The 15,628-nt window shown below is 70.1% G+C and carries 11 protein-coding genes and 3 pseudogenes; 6 read left to right on the top strand and 8 right to left on the bottom strand.

The genetic code is table 11. From position 1 onward, the window contains the following. The gene (locus ACH4U7_RS10990; RefSeq protein ID WP_398527658.1) at positions 1-1,362 is read right to left on the bottom strand and encodes an aspartate aminotransferase family protein; all 1,362 of its coding nucleotides are present in this window, start codon (positions 1,360-1,362) and stop codon (positions 1-3) included. A gap of 44 nt (positions 1,363-1,406) precedes the next feature. Continuing rightward, complete coding sequence (locus ACH4U7_RS10995; RefSeq protein WP_398527985.1) at positions 1,407-2,912, bottom strand: CoA-acylating methylmalonate-semialdehyde dehydrogenase; 1,506 nt, start codon at positions 2,910-2,912, stop codon at positions 1,407-1,409. A 142-nt stretch (positions 2,913-3,054) separates the two neighbouring features. Here ACH4U7_RS10995 and ACH4U7_RS11000 point away from each other — a divergent pair, with 142 nt between their 5' ends. Continuing rightward, positions 3,055-4,677: a PucR family transcriptional regulator gene (locus ACH4U7_RS11000; RefSeq protein ID WP_398527659.1), complete on the top strand. Its 1,623-nt coding sequence runs from the start codon at positions 3,055-3,057 to the stop codon at positions 4,675-4,677. 31 nt (positions 4,678-4,708) lie between these two features. On the opposite strand, the gene ACH4U7_RS11005 is transcribed toward ACH4U7_RS11000, so the two are convergent. After that, positions 4,709-5,149 (bottom strand): MarR family winged helix-turn-helix transcriptional regulator, encoded by a 441-nt coding sequence (locus tag ACH4U7_RS11005; RefSeq protein WP_398527660.1) that lies wholly within the window; start codon positions 5,147-5,149, stop codon positions 4,709-4,711. Positions 5,150-5,210: 61 nt separating this feature from the next. Here ACH4U7_RS11005 and ACH4U7_RS11010 point away from each other — a divergent pair, with 61 nt between their 5' ends. The 3 genes from ACH4U7_RS11010 (at position 5,211) to ACH4U7_RS11020 (ending at position 8,382) form a co-directional block, all read left to right on the top strand. Then, positions 5,211-6,017 carry an alpha/beta fold hydrolase gene (locus tag ACH4U7_RS11010; protein ID WP_398527661.1) on the top strand — a complete coding sequence of 269 codons (807 nt, stop codon included), beginning with the start codon at positions 5,211-5,213 and terminating at the stop codon, positions 6,015-6,017. A 143-nt stretch (positions 6,018-6,160) separates the two neighbouring features. Next, complete coding sequence (locus tag ACH4U7_RS11015; protein ID WP_398527662.1) at positions 6,161-7,273, top strand: helix-turn-helix transcriptional regulator; 1,113 nt, start codon at positions 6,161-6,163, stop codon at positions 7,271-7,273. An 80-nt stretch (positions 7,274-7,353) separates the two neighbouring features. Then, complete coding sequence (locus tag ACH4U7_RS11020) at positions 7,354-8,382, top strand: methyltransferase (protein ID WP_398527663.1); 1,029 nt, start codon at positions 7,354-7,356, stop codon at positions 8,380-8,382. Here the strand turns inward: ACH4U7_RS11020 and ACH4U7_RS11025 are convergent. Further along, positions 8,372-8,989: a TetR/AcrR family transcriptional regulator gene (locus tag ACH4U7_RS11025; RefSeq protein WP_398527664.1), complete on the bottom strand. Its 618-nt coding sequence runs from the start codon at positions 8,987-8,989 to the stop codon at positions 8,372-8,374. The two genes, ACH4U7_RS11020 and ACH4U7_RS11025, sit on opposite strands and share 11 nt — an antisense overlap. A gap of 194 nt (positions 8,990-9,183) precedes the next feature. Between ACH4U7_RS11025 and ACH4U7_RS11030 the strand changes: the two are divergent. After that, positions 9,184-9,546 (top strand): annotated as a pseudogene (locus tag ACH4U7_RS11030) (SWIM zinc finger family protein); the annotation flags it as partial. Positions 9,547-9,602: 56 nt separating this feature from the next. Here ACH4U7_RS11030 and ACH4U7_RS11035 read toward each other — a convergent pair. Beyond that, positions 9,603-10,631: pseudogene (locus tag ACH4U7_RS11035) on the bottom strand (AraC family transcriptional regulator); the annotation flags it as partial. 167 nt (positions 10,632-10,798) lie between these two features. Next, positions 10,799-11,080: pseudogene (locus ACH4U7_RS11040) on the bottom strand (hypothetical protein); the annotation flags it as partial. Between the two features lie 461 nt (positions 11,081-11,541). On the opposite strand from ACH4U7_RS11040, the gene ACH4U7_RS11045 reads away from it, so the two are divergent. Then, entirely contained in the window at positions 11,542-12,045 is a 504-nt protein-coding gene (locus tag ACH4U7_RS11045; protein ID WP_398527665.1) for a type VII secretion system-associated protein, read from the top strand. 66 nt (positions 12,046-12,111) lie between these two features. On the opposite strand, the gene ACH4U7_RS11050 is transcribed toward ACH4U7_RS11045, so the two are convergent. Further along, complete coding sequence (locus ACH4U7_RS11050; RefSeq protein ID WP_398527666.1) at positions 12,112-13,515, bottom strand: RICIN domain-containing protein; 1,404 nt, start codon at positions 13,513-13,515, stop codon at positions 12,112-12,114. A gap of 71 nt (positions 13,516-13,586) precedes the next feature. Continuing rightward, positions 13,587-15,557, bottom strand: a complete 1,971-nt coding sequence (locus tag ACH4U7_RS11055) for a BTAD domain-containing putative transcriptional regulator (protein WP_398527667.1) — start codon at positions 15,555-15,557, stop codon at positions 13,587-13,589. Positions 15,558-15,628 lie beyond the last annotated feature (71 nt).

The raw sequence follows: 15,628 nt of genomic DNA on the forward strand, positions 1-15,628 counted from the left end.
TCAGCTCTGGGCTACCAGCGTGTCGACCCGGCTCAGCACCTGGTCGATGATGTGCAGCCCCTCGCGGGCCTCGGATTCGGTGATGGTGCACGGCGGTACGAGGTGGATGCGGCCCGAATTGGTGAACGGCAGCAGCCCGAGCTCCTTCGAAGCGCGGACGGCCTCGGCCATCACCGGGCTGCTGCCCCCGGTCGGCGCGACAGGTTGGCGGGTGTGCCGGTCGGTGACGAGCTCGATGGCCCAGAAGACACCGCGTCCGCGGACTTCGCCGACGCTGGGGTGCCGTGCGGCGAGCCGGACGAGTTCGGGGCCGAACACGTCGGTGCCGATGCGGCGGGCGTTGTCGATGATGCCGTCGCGTTCCATGACGGTGATCGCGGCGACGGCCGCCGCACACGCCAGCGGGTGCCCGGAGTAGGTGAGCCCGCCGGGGTAGGGACGGTGTGCGAAGTGCTCGGCGATCCGGTCCGAGATGACGACACCGCCCAGCGGGACGTATCCGGAGTTGACACCCTTGGCGAAGGTCAGCAGGTCGGGGACCACGCCTTCGTCGTCGCAGACGAACCACGCGCCGGTGCGGCCGAAGCCGGTCATCACCTCGTCGACGATGAACACGATGCCGTACTGGTCGCACAGCGCCCTTACGCCCGCCAGATAGCCCGGCGGGGGCAGCATGATGCCGGCCGTCCCGGGGATGGCCTCCAGCAGGATCGCGGCGATGGTCTGCGGCCCCTCGAGTTCGATGACCTGCTCGAGGTGTGCCAGCGCCCGCCGGCACTCCTCTTCTTCGGTCGTCGCGTCGAAGTGGCTGCGGTAGAGGTACGGGCCGAAGAAGTGGACCACGCCGGAGGTCCCTTCGTCGTTGGGCCAGCGGCGCGGGTCCCCGGTCAGGTTGATCGCGGTCTGCGTTCCGCCGTGGTACGAGCGGTAGCGGCTCAGTACCTTGGGCCGGCCGGTGGTGAGCCGGGCCATGCGCACGGCGTGTTCGTTGGCGTCGGCGCCGCCATTGGTGAAGAACACCCGGTTCAGATCGCCGGGGGCGCGTTCGCAGATCAGGCGGGCCGCCTCGGAGCGCTGGTCGTTGGCGTGCTGCGGGGCGACGGTGGCCAGGGTGCGGGCCTGGTCGGCGATCGCTTCCACGACGTAGGGGTGCTGGTGGCCGATGTTGGTGTTCACCAGCTGGGAGGAGAAGTCGAGCAGCCGGTTGCCTTCGCCGTCCCAGATGTAGGAACCCTCGGCGCGGGTGATGACCATGGGGGTGAGTTCGGCCTGGGCGGACCAGGAGTGGAAGACATGGCGGCGGTCGAGCTCGTAGGTCCGGGCGACGGCCTGCCGGTTGAGCTCGGGGTGGACGAGAGTCATGACGGGTGTCTCCTTCATTCTCCTTCAGGCGGGCTCAGGCGATCTCAGGCGGTCTGCGGGAAGCCGAGGTTGAGGCCGCCCTGGTCGGGGCCGCGCCAGCGGGTGGTGACGACCTTGCCGCGGGTGAAGAAGTGCACGCCCTCGGTGCCGTGCGCATGGGTGTCCCCGAACAGGGAGCTCTTCCAGCCGCCGAAGCTGTAGTAGGCCATCGGCACGGGAATCGGTACGTTGATGCCGACCATGCCGACCTCGACCTCGTTGTGGAAGCGGCGCGCGGCCCCGCCGTCATTGGTGAAGATCGCCGTGCCGTTGCCGTACGGGTTGGCGTTGATCAGCTCCAGGGCCTCGTCGTAGGAGTCGACCCGCAGGACGGACAGGACCGGTCCGAAGATCTCGTCGGTGTAGCAGCTCATGGTGGTGGTGACGCGGTCGACCAGGGTGGGGCCGAGCCAGAATCCGTCCCGGCCGCCGTCGGCCACGACCTGCCGTCCGTCCACGACGATGGCCGCGCCCTCCCGCTCGGCCCCGTCGATGTAGGAGGCGACCCGGTCCCGGTGCGCGGCCGTCACCAGCGGCCCCATGTCACTGTCCCGGGTGCCGTCGCCGGTCTTGACGAGACGGGTGCGCTCGGCGATCTTCGCGACCAGTTCGTCGGCGATGGCCCCGACCGCCACGACCGCGGAGATCGCCATGCAGCGCTCCCCGGCCGACCCGAATCCGGCGTTGACCATGGCGTCGGCGGCGAGGTCCAGATCGGCGTCGGGCAGCACGACGGCGTGGTTCTTCGCCCCACCCAGCGCCTGGACCCGCTTCCCCTCGGCGGTTCCCGCGGCGTACACGTACTGGGCGACCGGCGTGGAGCCCACGAAGCTGATGGCCTTGACCGCCCGGTGGGACAGCAGCTCGTCGACCGCGACCTTGTCACCCTGCAGTACGTTGAACACGCCGGCAGGCAGTCCGGCCTCGGCCCACAGCTCGGCCAGCCACAGGGCGGCCGAGGGATCCTTCTCGCTCGGCTTGAGCACCACGGTGTTGCCGGCCGCGATGGCCACCGGGAAGAACCACATGGGCACCATGGCGGGGAAGTTGAACGGCGAGATGATGCCGACCACTCCGAGCGGCTGCCGGATCGAGGTCACGTCCACGCCGGTCGAAGCGTTCTCGCTGAACCCGCCCTTGAGCAGATGCGGGATGCCGCAGGCGAACTCCACGACCTCCTGGCCGCGGGTGACCTCGCCCAGCGCGTCGGACAGGACCTTGCCGTGCTCACTGGTGATGATCTCGGCGAGCTCGCCCTTGCGCTCGTTGAGCAGTTCACGGAACCGGAACATGATCGCGGTGCGCCTGGCCAGCGAGGTGTCACGCCAGGCGGGGAAGGCGGCCGCGGCCGCCTCGATCACCGCATGGCAGTCCTCCACATGGGCCAGGGCCACCTCGCCCGTCACCGCACCGGTCGCGGGATTGGTCACGGCGGCGGTACGGCCGCTCGTACCGGGGAAAGCTTTGTTGTTCGCCCAATGGCCGATACGTGAAAGATCGCTGGTCGCCACTGATTCCTCGCCCTCGCTCGATTCGTTCACGACGCTGCCGGCCCGGCGCCGGGGAAGGGCCGCCGGCCTGCTTGCTGTGAGGCTGCCAGAGCCCGGGCCGACAGACTGTAAAAATATCCGCCCGGCTGTTTACACTTCGGCCATGCAGCTGACGATCCGGGAAGTCCTCGCGCTGCCCGTCATGGCTGCGGGCCGCCCGCGTGTCATCGGCGGCCGGGATCACCTCGACCGACCGGTCCGCTGGGTCCACATCAGCGATCTCACCGACCTCACCGATCTGCTCGAGGGCGGTGAACTCGTCCTGACCACCGGTCTGCCCCTGTCCGGCGGTGCCCGCCAGGCGTCCGCCTACCTGACCATGCTGGCCGAGCAGGACGTGGCGGGACTCGTCATCGAACTGGGCACCCACCTCAAGGCGGCGCCCGACTATCTGGGGACCCTGGCCGACTCGCTCCGTCTCCCGGTGGCGGTCCTGTCCGCCACGATCCGCTTCATCGAGGTCACCCAGCAGGTACACCGGCTGATCGTGGCGGACCAGTACGACGAGGTGGAATTCGCCCGGACCACCCACGAGGTCTTCACCTCGCTCAACATCGCCCGCGCCTCCACCACGGACATCGTCACCCGCGCGGCACAGACCCTGGGCGCCCCCCTGGTGCTGGAAGACCTCAGCCGGCATGTGCTGGCCTTCTGCGCGGTGGACACCCCGACGGCGCAACTTTTGTACCAGTGGGCCGAACGATCACGCCTCCACGCCTCGGCGGACACCCCCACCAGCGGATCCGCCACCGGTTCCGCCACCGGTTCGGCCTGGTCGGCCGTCCCAGTGGGCGTCGGCTCCGAACGATGGGGCCGACTCGTGCTGCCCGCCCGCACACCGAACGCGTCCCGCGCACGCATGGTCCTCGAACGCGCCGCGCAGTCCCTGCAACTGCACCGGATGATCCAGCAGGAGCGCGACGCCCTCGTCGTCCACGCGCACGGCGGCCTCCTGGACGATCTGCGGGGCGGCCGGATCAACGACGGCGCCGAGGCCCTGGCACGGGCGAGCGCCCTCGGCCTCACCCCGAGCACACACTACGTACCGCTGTCCGTACGGGTCCCCGGGCGGCCCGACACCGACGCGCTGACCCAGGGCGAAGTCGACCGCCGCCTGCTGACCGCCGTGCGTCAGGCGGTCGCCGCCGCCGGGCAGAGCGCGATCGTCTCCATCCGCCGGGAAGGAACCGTCTCGGCGATCCTGTCGTGCCCCCCCAAGGGCGCCGACAGCGCGCTGAGCGCCGTATGCGGCGGGCTGCGCGAGCGGCTGACCGGACGAGGCGGCACGGACGGCTGGGCTGCCGGTACCGCACCCGCCTCCCCGAGTCTCATCGCGGCGGCCCAGGGCATCACCGAGGCGGAACACGTGGCCGACGTGGGGCTGACCATGCCGGAGACCAACCGCCTCTACCGCTCGACCGACGTACGCCTGCGCGGGCTCGTCGCCCTCCTCCGCAACGACCACCGCGTCCAGGCGTTCGCCGAGACCGAACTGGGCCGCCTCCTCGACCACGACGCCCGCACGGGCGACAACCTCTTGACCCTGCTGCGCACCCACCTCGACTGCGCGGGCTCCAAGACGCAAACCGCCCGGCTGACCGGCCTGAGCCGCCCCACCCTCTACAGCCGCCTGCGGACCATCGAACGCATCCTTGACGTCTCGCTGGAGTCTGCCGAGTCACGGACCTCGCTGCACACCGCCCTCATGATCATCGACGCCCGCTGACCCGTCGGCCGGCCGCTGCCCTCGACGTCAACTATGCGTTCTGGAGGTCGAGTTGATCAGGGCCCTCGCCGTTGAGCTGTCGTAGCAGGCCGAGCAGAGTTGCCCGGTCCGCGGACGGGAGAGGCGAGAAACACTCCTCCAGGACCTTGTCGCTGACCCGGTGGCCGGCGGCCAGAGTCTGTTCACCGGCGGGCGTGAGGTGATGTTCGACGCGGCGTCCGTGGCCCGGTGTGCGCTTCACCAGTCCCTGGGCGGCCAGACGGCCCACGAGCGCTCCGAACGCCTGCTCGCTCTGGAACGTCACGGCGGCCAGCTCGCGCGCCGACGCTCCGGGTCGGCGGCTGACGGCGCGCAACGCATCCCACTGCGCCAACGTCGTACCGACTTCGCTCAGCGCACTGTCCAGCGCTCGGTGCTGCCGGTACTGCGCCTGTTTGACCGCGCGCCCCAAAACCTGCAGATCAGCATCCATGCTGCAAGTCTACCCGCATTGAAACTAGCTTAATTAAAGAAGCTTAGTTAGAGTGTGGGGCATGACAACGGACATCAATTCCCTTGCTCCTGACGCCTCGTACGACGACCTCGACCTCACCCTGTCCGAGGCGGGCACCGGCCGCCCGGTGCTCGTCCTGCACGGAGGTGGTGGGCCCGCCACGGTCGCCGGCATCGCCGCACATCTCTCGTCCACCACGCACACCCTCACACCCGTGCATCCCGGCTGGGAGGGGACTCCTCGCCCCGGCTGGCTGACCGGCGTGGACGATCTGGCCATGGCCTACCTGCAGCTCCTGCACGGCCGCGGCCTGCGCGACGTCTTGGTCATCGGCTCCTCGCTCGGCGGCTGGATCGCAGCCGAGATGGCGGTACGTGACACGGCGGGTGTTATCAGCGGCCTCGTCCTGATCGACGCGGTAGGCGTGCACATCGCGGACGAGCCGATCACGAACTTCTTCGCCCTCGACGCCCGCGGTGTGGCGGAGCATTCCTGGCACGACCCGGACCGTTACTACGTGGACCCCGCCGCCATACCGGCCGGCCAACGCGCCACCCGGCAGGCCAACATGGCCACCATGCGCGTCCTCGCGGGCGAGCCGTACATGCACGACGCGAAACTGCTGCGCCGGCTGAGCCGTGTGAACATACCGGCACTGCTGCTGTGGGGGGAGAGCGACCGCGTGGTCACACCGGCCTACGGCGCTGCCTACGCCGCGGCCTTCGCCGACGCCCACCTCGAAGTCATCCCCGAAGCCGGTCACCTGCCCCACATCGAGCAGCCCGACGTCACGCTCGCCCTGATCGAAGCCTACGCTCGTGCCACGACCAGCTCCAGCGCCACCTGAATTCCTTCCTTTCGCACTGCCCGGCGGGAGAGTTACTGAACTACAACAGTCGTCGGCAACCCGTAGCGGCCCGGCTTGCTCTTACCACCCGTCCGGTCGGCTGAGCGTCTCGGAACTCGCTGCCCACCGGCAGTCCGCAGTCCGTGGACACAAGCCACTTCATCCGGACCTTCAAGAAGCATGACGACCAGACACGCATCGAACGCATGGAGGTGGACCGGAAGATGATGGACGGCGCTGGAGCGGGGACTGACGGCTCGCGCGGGATGTTCTCCCTGGACTCCACCATCCCAGGCGCCGTACCGCGAGGTGTCGACACCTTCCGGTACGAGTGGGAGACACAGGTAGGGGCTGCCTTCCCGCTGCCGAACTTCAGTCCGGCCACGGCGGGTGACCTCCGGGCCAAGACCCGCGTCGCCAAGCTGCGTGACGCGGTGATCACCGATATCCACCTCGCGTCCCCCCTCCGGACTGCGACTCCTCCGGGTGGCGGTGAGGATCAGGTATTGCTGTATGCGGTGGGGCGCGGTGCATGGAGGCTGGGTGAGCCGTCCGATCGCGGTGAACACACCGTATCGGCGGGGCAGTTCCTCTTCCGCCACGTCGGGCAGCCGCTGCACTTCGAGACGGCCCCGCACACCACGGCGGAGCTCTTGGTCCTTCCGGCCCCGCTGTTCAGGCCACTCCTGGGAAACCGGATCATCATCGGGCCGACGGACACGGCCGAGGTACGCCTGCTCACGGCCCACGCGAACATGATCCACACAGCCATCGCCGACCTCAGCCCGGCGGGTGTCCACGCCGCCCACAGCGCCCTGATCGAACTGGCCAAGGCGGTGGCCAGGCGTCGTTTCGACGATGTGGAACCCTTACTGGCTCCCGCGCTCACCCAGGCCGCGAAGGACCTCGCCAACAGTCACCTCGCCGATTCCGAGCTCTCTCCGCGGATGCTGGCGCGTGAGCTCAATGTTTCCGTACGCACCCTCCAGCGGGCGTTCGCCGTGGTGGGCGAGTCGGTGACGGCCTACATCCGCCACCGGCGGCTGGAGGAGGCCCGGCTCGCTCTCATCGCGCCGTCCGGTCGGCTGAGCGTCTCGGAGCTCGCCGCCCATCTGCAGTTCGCGGACACCAGCCACTTCACCCGGGCCTTCAAGAAGCGCTATGGCCGGACACCCACCGAATACGCCCGCTCGGTCGGCACCCAGCCTCGCCGGACTCCGGAGCATCCCAACCTCCCCAGCCTGCCAGCAAGTTGACAACATTACTGCAAGCAGGGTGCGATAGCGTTTCGCGGTAGTCGTATTACCGCGAATTTCTGCACACTCTGGAGAGGCCCATGCCCCCCGCGCCCACTCCCTCGTCCGAGCAATCCATGGAGATGCTGCGTCTGCTGTCCGGTTTCCAGCAGTCCCAGGCGCTGTACGCGCTGGCCAAGTTCGATGTGGCCACGGCGCTGCACGGCGGTCCGATGACGGTCGCGGAGCTGGCGAAGACCACGGGGACGGACGCCGACGCGCTGGGGCGGCTGCTGCATGTTCTCTCCGGTATGGGGGTGGTGGCCCATCACGGTGCGGACGCGTTCGCGCTCACCCCGCTCGGCTCCACACTGGTGGCGGATGTGCCCGGTTCGGTGCGTGACATGGCGATCATGTGGATGGAGACGCACTACGCGCCCTTCTCCGAGCTGCGCACCACCATCCGCACGGGCGTCCCGGCGGCCACGGCGCACTTCGGGCAGCCCTTCGCGGAGTGGCTGGGCGCCCACCCGGAGCACATACCCGTCATGGCGTCGGCGATGGCGAACCTGACGTACGGCCCCAAGGACGCCGCACTGGCCGGCTACCGGCTCCCGCCCGGCGAGGTGGTTGCCGATATCGGCGGCGCCGACGGCTCCGTGCTGGCCCGGCTGCTGGCCGACGAACCCGGTCGACGCGGCATCGTCTTCGACCTGGAGCAGGTGGTGCCCACCGCACACGCGCGGCTGGCCGGTGAGGGGATGGCCGACCGTATGGAGGTGCAGGCCGGTGACTTCTTCGAGAGCGTGCCGGCCGCGGATGTCTATCTGCTGTCCACGGTGCTGCACGACTGGGACGACGTGTCGTGTGCGCGCATCCTGGGCCGGATCGCGGAGGCGGCGCCCCACGGTGCCCGACTGGTGGTGCTGGAGACGGTGCTCTCGGAGGGCGACGAGCCGCATCCGAGCAAGCTGCTCGACTTGACCATGCTCGGCATGGTGTCGGGCCGCGAGCGCCGGGAGACGGAGTTCGCGGCGCTGTTCGCCGGGGCCGGATTCACCCTCGACCGGCGCGTCCCAGGGCCGGTGGACAGCCCGTTCGCGATCTTGGAGGCCACGCTCACCCGGTGAGCAGGGCGGCCACGGTCCGGTTACGCAGCCACCGCTCGGCGGTGTCCCAGTCCCAGCCGTTCTCCCGCACCAGCACGCGCCAGGACGACAGGCCGAGGTAGTACCAGAGCACATCCGTCGCGTCCGCCGCGTCGAGCCCCTCCCGCAGGGCGCCCAGCGCGGCGAGCCGGTCGGCGGTGGCACGCAGCGCGTCACGGAAACGCTCCTGGGCGAGGCGCAGCACCTCGGCGGCGTGCGCGTCGACCGAGGCCGCATCGAGAAGGATCTCGATGACATCCGCGTGTTTCTCGCTGTCGCGGCGGACCCCCTCGACGGCGTATACGACGATGTCACGGGCGTCGTCGGCCGCCGCGATCCGCGCGAGGGTTCGGTCGGCGACGGGGTCCTCGACGCCCGCGGTGACCAGGTCGATCAGAATCTGCGGCTTGCCGCCGATGCTGCTGTAGACGGTGTTGGTGCCCACCCGGGCCGCGGCGGCGATCCGGGTGACCGTGGTGGCCACGTAACCGTGGGTGGCGAAGAGCTCCTTGGCGGCGTCCAGAATCGACTGCCGGGTCGCGGCAGCGGCCTCCGCGCGGCGGGGCGAGTGGTAGCGACGACCTGACATGTGCCGACCGTAGCAAGGGCGCAGGGTGACGGAACCGCGCGGCCTCTTTGCCCGGCGGGGCCGTCGTGGGTGCGCCGCGGCGGGGCTGTGGCGGCAAACCAGTGCCTCGCCGCAGCAGGGGCCCCGGCGGTGTGCGGTGCCCCTGCGGCCCCGGTGTCGGTCCTCGGCCATAGCCTGTGAGGGTGCCCCAACTCATGCAGATCTACTCCTATTTACGCCCCTCGGCCGTGCACGATTCCCCGGCCGGGCGCAATCTCGCGCTGGAGACCTCCGGCGGTGCCACCCCGGCCGGGGAGGCGGCCAACCCCCGTTTCTTCAGCGGGTTCCTGACCGCGCCGGCCGCCGCGGCGACGGCGCTGCTCGCGGTCGCCGACGTGGCTGCCGCCCGCTACTACCGGCCGAGCGCCGGCGCCTCGCTCGACCCGGTGGTGACGGCCGACGGCGACCGGCTGCGGTTCGAGTCCTTCTCCGGCTGCTGCGGTGTGTACGCCCGGCTCGACGTCCTCGCGCCCGGCCTCGACGGTGACGACGTCGGCCACGGCACCACGAACGTGGACCGAGGAACGGCCGTTGCACGAGATTCTGAAGCGACCGAGCGGGCGTATTCGGTGGGAGTCTGGCCGTAACGCTTCTTGAAGGCCCGGGTGAAGTGGCTGGTGTCCGCGAACTGCAGGTGAGCGGCGAGCTCTGAGACGGTCAGCCGGGCGGACGGCGCGGTGAGAGCGAGCCGGGCCTCTTCCAGCCGCCGGTGGCGGATGTAGGCGGTCAGCGACTCTCCCGTCGCGGCGAAGGCCCGCTGGAGGGTGCGGATGGAGACGTCGAGCTCGCGCGCCAGCATCGTGGGAGAGAGTTCGGGATCGGTGAGATGGCTGTTGGCGAGGTCCCTCGCGGCCTGGGCGAGCGCGGGAGCCAGAAGAGGCTCCACGTCGTCGAAACGGCGTCTGGCCACGGCCTTGGCCAGTTCGATCAGGGCGCTGTGGGCGGCGTGGACACCGGCCGGGCTGAGGTCGGCGATGGTTGCGTGGATCATGTTCGCGTGGGCCGTGAGCAGGCGTACCTCGGCCGTGTCCGTCGACCCGGTGATGCGCCGGTTCCCGAGGAGCGGTGCGAACGTCGCGGAGGGAAGGACCAGGATCTCCGTCGTGGTGTGCGGGGCAGTCCGGAAGTGCAGGGGCCGGCCCACGTGGCGGAGGAGGAACTGCCCGGCCGATACGGTGTGGTCGCTTCGGTCGGGCAGCTCACCCAGCGTCCACGCACCGCCCCCCACCACGTACAGCAACACCTGATCCTCGACGCCACCCGGAGGAGTCGCGGTCCGGAGGGAGGACACGCTGTGGATATCGGTGACCACCACGTCGCGCAGTTTGGCCACGCGGGTCCTGGCCCGGAGGTCACCGGTCGTGGCCGGACTGAACTTCGACACAGGGAAGGCCGCGCCTATCTGCGTCTCCCACTCGCGCCGGAAGGCGTCGTATCCTTCCGGTACAGCGCCGGGGATGGTGGAGTCCAGGGCGAACGCCCCGTACGAGCCGTCAGTCTCCGCGCCGGCGCCGTCCATCACCTTCCGATCCACCTCCATGCATCGCTCCGACACCGCTTTTCGGCTCGTGTTGTCGTGTGAGTACGGAGGCGCCCTCGCCATAGGGCGCTTCACGGACCGCCGTCGTCGTCGATAACGACGACACTGTCGGCTGTCACTGCTTGACCGGTCAACAATCCTGTCGTCGCGCGTCTATGGCGTCAACTCGCCTCCGGCATCCCTGACCGTGGGGCCAGAGCTGCCCCGCCTCGCCCTGGCCCTCGTCCTCCTCATCCGCGCAGGCCCGGCCCGGCAGTCGGCAGGTCCTCCGGCAGCAGCGTCCGCAGATCGTCCACGCTCGGTTGGCGCAGCGCCGTCAGCCGCCGGGCCTGGTGGGTGATCATCGTCTCCAGCAGCTGCCGGGCCAGCCGCGCGTTACCGAAGGAGCGGTCGCGCGGAATGGCGTCGATGTGGGTGTGCAGCGCCTTTGAGGTGGCCGCCGGGCAGGTGTAGCCGGACTCCTCGGCGTGCCGTTCCATGATGGTGAGCAGTTCGTCGGTGCTGTAGTTCTCGTCGCGACCGAGGACGCGGAGCTGCCGATGGACCTGCTCGTGGCGACGGCCGCCTCCGGGCTCGGCGCGCGGGTGGCCGTGGTGGGTCCGGACGGGGAGACGGCGTTCCACGGTGGCCCGGCCGAGGGCACAGAAGCCGAGGGCGCGGTGTCCGCCCTTCTCGTCCGCGATGGTGACCGCTACCTCGCCGGACCTCCGCACGGGCCGGGCGACACCACCGGCCAGAGCCAGGAGCGATTGCGCAGGGTGGTGGATGCGGTGTCCTCCGCGCCGTTGTCCGTACGGCGCCGGCTCGGGGAGCGACGGGCGCCGGGCTGGGCCCTGGCCCGCATCCGGTACAAGGAAGAGGCGAAGCGCTTCGATGAACGGCTCGGGCGGTACCTGGGCGACCACCGAGCCGCCAACGAGCAGCTTGGGGTGATGGCGCGCGAGGTCTGGGATCGGGCCGTGGCAGCGGGCCGGTGGGCGGAGCTGGGCTCGGCCGATCCCACCACCGACGGGGCCGTGGGCACCGACCGGGATCGGCTCCAGGGGAGTACCGTCCCTCACCCGACGCCTACGGCTGGGCCCGGCCGGTCAGCCCGGCGGACGCCGCCGTGCAGCTGGTCGCCACCGGCTACGGCTCGGAGGACCAGTTTGCGCTGGCGCTCGCGGACGCCGAAGTGGCCGTCTGCCTCGACGAGAAGGGCGAGCCGGCCGTCACCGAGGCGCCTGATGGAACATCCGCGGTGCCGGTCTTCTCGGCGTCACCGGAGCTGGAGGAGGACAAGCTGCCCCCACACGAGGTCATGTCGGTGCCCGATCTCCTGGACCGGATGCCTGAGGGGAAGGAGGTGCTGTTCCTCAGCTCCTCCGCGCCGGTGGCGCAGCTTGTCGAGGTGAGTGCGCTGCGGTCGAGCAAGGCCGATCTGGAGCGGTTCGAGGCGGCGGGCGGGGGCGGCTTCGGGCTGGGGAAAGTTACCTGATGTCACGGCAGTGGCCCCGGCGGAAGAAACCGCCGGGGCCATAAGAGCGAGCTCACTGGTGGCGGTTCACCCGCGGGTGAAGATCCACTCGTGGTTGTTCAGGTTTTCCTGTGCGCAGGGCCAGATGATCAGGTCACGGATGTCGCTGTCCCGCTCGTACGAGTCCAGGCACTGGTTGTCATTGGCGAGGTTGCGGATCCAGAACTTGCCCTCCGCCCGCTCGTCCAGCCACCACAGCTGGTTGTCGGCGGTCGTGCCGTCGCAGATGGACTCCTGCACCTTCGTGGCGTTGCCGACGCTGCCGTACCCGGGCAGATCCAGGCAGTGGGAGTCCACGTTATTGCGGATCAGGAAGAGGGGCGCCCCGCCGGGACCGGCGCTGTCGTACTTCTTCTCCAGGTTCCACACCTGGTTGTCGGCGGAACTGTTGGTGCAGTCCGACTGGTGGACGGGGCCGTTGACGGGGCCACTGCCCAAGCCGGGGATGTCGACGCAGGTGCCGTTGGTGTTGTTCTTGATCAGCACACGGGTCAGCACGGACGGGAGGTTGCCGGCGGCTGTCGCCTTCTTGGACGCCGTGTGCTTCTTCTTCGTGGCCTTCGCCGAGTGCGAGGGGCTGGGGGTTGGTTTCGCGGCCGCCTTCTCCGCCGCGGGGGAGGCGGTCTTCTTCGGTGTCTCCTTCTCCTTGCCGGACTTTGACTTCTTGGGCGAAGGAGTCGGTGACTCGGCGACGAACGCACCCGACTTGGAGCCGTCATCGTCCAGAACGGTGTCGGCGGAGCGGGCGGAGTTCACCTTCTCGCTCTTGTCGTCATCGTCCTTGCCGGTGGCCATGACCAGCAGCGGTACGGCGATGAGGATGGCCCCCGCCATGGCCGCACCGGCGAGCACGGGCTTCTTGGGGCGGCCAGGGGAATCCCCGTCCGGGTCGGGGAAATCGGGACCGGAACCCGCCGCGGCGGTGGCCGTCGCGCCGACACCGTCCGCCCTCCCATCGGCGGCCGCCGTCGCCACCGAGTCCCTGCCCAGGCGGGACGCCCAGCCGCGGATGCCGCCACTGGCCCGTGCGTCGCCCGCCGGTTCCGCGCTGGTCGCGGCTTCGGCCTCGCCGTCGCTCTGGGCCGCCGAGGTCTCGGATGTCCTCGGCGTCTGCACGCCGTCGCTGTCGACAGCGGTCCTCGGCCTGGAGGTGGGACGGGCGGCCAGGCCGCTTCGCGGGGCCCCCCGCGGGATGGCGGTGACTTCCTCGACGGCGCTCGCGATCCTCACCTCCTCGTTGGCGGACGCGTCCCGGTCGGTGGTCCTGCCGGTCCCGGGCCGAGCGGACCCGGACGCGGATCCGGCGAGGTGAACGGTGGGGGCGTCGTTGCCGGTGAGATGTGCCTCGACGCTCGCGGCGTCGCCGGAGGCGGTGGCGGACCCTTCGCCGGTGGTGGCGGGCTCACCGGTGGCCTTGTGCGGATCGGACATGTACTTCTCCTCTGGCCACGGACACGGGTCCGGCGGCGGGGGTGGGGTTGGTGACGGGATGAGGGAACGCGTCAGCACCCTTGGTCCGGCGCCGGACTGCGGTCCCGGCCGGGTTGCGCAACCTGGGCCATCGGGCCCGCCGCGCGCAGATGGCGGGCCACCCGCACCGGGTCGGCACCGCCCCTGCCGGCCAGCTCATGGGCGAGCGCGGCGTGCAGCAGATGTCTGGAAGAGGGCGTGAGAGTGGACAGCACCACCTCCCGGGGCAGTTCGGGAAAGCGGTAACGGCCCGTGGAGTGCTCATCGGGGCCGGCGTCCCAGACCAGGACGCGGGCGGTGACGGCGGCGTCGGCCAGCGGCAGCAGCCGGTCCCGTGCCATGCCCCGCACATCGGCGAGCAGACCGATGTCCAGCGTTTCGCCGTCGGCTGCGGCGTAGGTGAGCATGGTTCTGGCCGCGGCCGGCAGTTCCGCCAGCCGTGCCTGTACGACGCTGCGCACCGAGGCCGGTACCCGCGCCGAGGGTCCGCTGCGCCGGTCGGGCGGGAGCTTCAACAGCTCGCCGAGGGTGAAGGGATTGCCCTCGCTGCGCCGGTGCAACGGCGATGCCTCATCGGGCGAGGCGCTTTCCCCGCGGGTGGTGAGCAGTTCGGCCACGTCGGCCACCGACAGCGGCTCCAGATGCAGCCTGGTGGCGCCGTGCCGGGCCAGCTCCGCGAGCAGCCCGCTGGCCATGGGGTCATCGGCGTTCCTCAGGGCGCAGACGACGGCGACGCGGGCGCCCCGCAGTACGATGGCGAGCCGGCGCAGCAGGGCGTGGAAGTCCGGTGTGGCCCAGTCCAGATCATCGATCACACACACGGTGGGCTGTTGCTTCAGCTCCCGCAGGAGCGCGGTGAGCTGCCCCCCGCCGGTACCGTCGTGCGTCGGTGTTCCGGCACCTTCCTGGCGCAGGCCGTCCAGGAGTTGAGTGGCGGGGCACACCACCGAGATCTCCTCGCTCTCGCTCAGCGTCTGTCCCCCGACGGCCCGGGTGACGGTGAACCCGGCGGCCTCCGCCTGCGCCGACATCTCGTCCAGCAGCCGGGTCTTTCCGGACCCCGGCTCACCGGAGAGTACGACCCACTGGGTGCGGCCCGCCGCCGCGGTCTGGAGGACGGCGGTCAGATGGGCGGTCTCCGCCGTCCGGCCCACCAGCGGTTCCGCGGTGACGCCAGGACCAGGGGACAGGGTGGTGGCGGAGCGGGAGTGACGGGGGCTACCGAGGACCGCGGTGTCATGCCGCAGGATGGCGGTGTGCAGGTCGTTCAGCCCGGGGCTGGGGTCCAGACCGAGTTTCTTGGCCAGCAAGGTGCGGAACCGCCCGTACTGATGCAGCGCCTCGACCGACCGGCCCATCTTGTACAGCGAGCGCATCAGCAGCGCCCAGGATGCCTCGCGGAGCGGGGCCTTGACGACGAGATCTTCGGCGATGCCGACCGCCCGCTCCAGATCGCCCAGTTCGATGAGGATGGCAGCCTGCAGCTCTCTGGCATCGTGGTGGGCGGCGGCGAGCCGTGCCGCCTCACGCGCCGCGAAGGCATACTCGGCGGACTCACCGAGGGCATCACCACGCCACAGTCCGAGCGCGGATTCCAACTCCGTGTGAGCCGAGGCGAACTGATTGCTTCGCAGCAACTCGCGAGCCCTGGCCAGGGACTGTTCGAAGAGTACGGTGTCCTGGGCCTCACGGGGCACCTTCAGGGCGTAGCCGGCCGGTCCGTTCACCAGCACGGTGGACCGGCCCTGGCGCACCGGGTCGAGTACCGAGCGCAGCCTGCTGATGTGCGCGCGTACGGAGGAGGCCGCCGCCGCAGGCTGGTCTCCCTGCCACAGATCCCGGCACAGCTGTGGCAGCGAGATGGGCCGACCGTCCTCGATCAGCAAGCGCGTGAGCAGTACCCGGCGCTGCCGTGGCCCCAGATCCAGCGGCGTCTCACCGTGCAGGACCTCGACCGGACCGAGTATGGCGTATCGCCTGGTCTGTTCGTGACTTGAATTCATGCTGTTCGCTCACCTCCTGGCACACCGCGAACGGCTGCCGAGGTACCCCCCGATGTACTGACGGGCGGCCG

The organism is Streptomyces sp. NPDC020845, assembly GCF_044334165.1.
Taxonomy (GTDB): Bacteria; Actinomycetota; Actinomycetes; order Streptomycetales; family Streptomycetaceae; genus Streptomyces.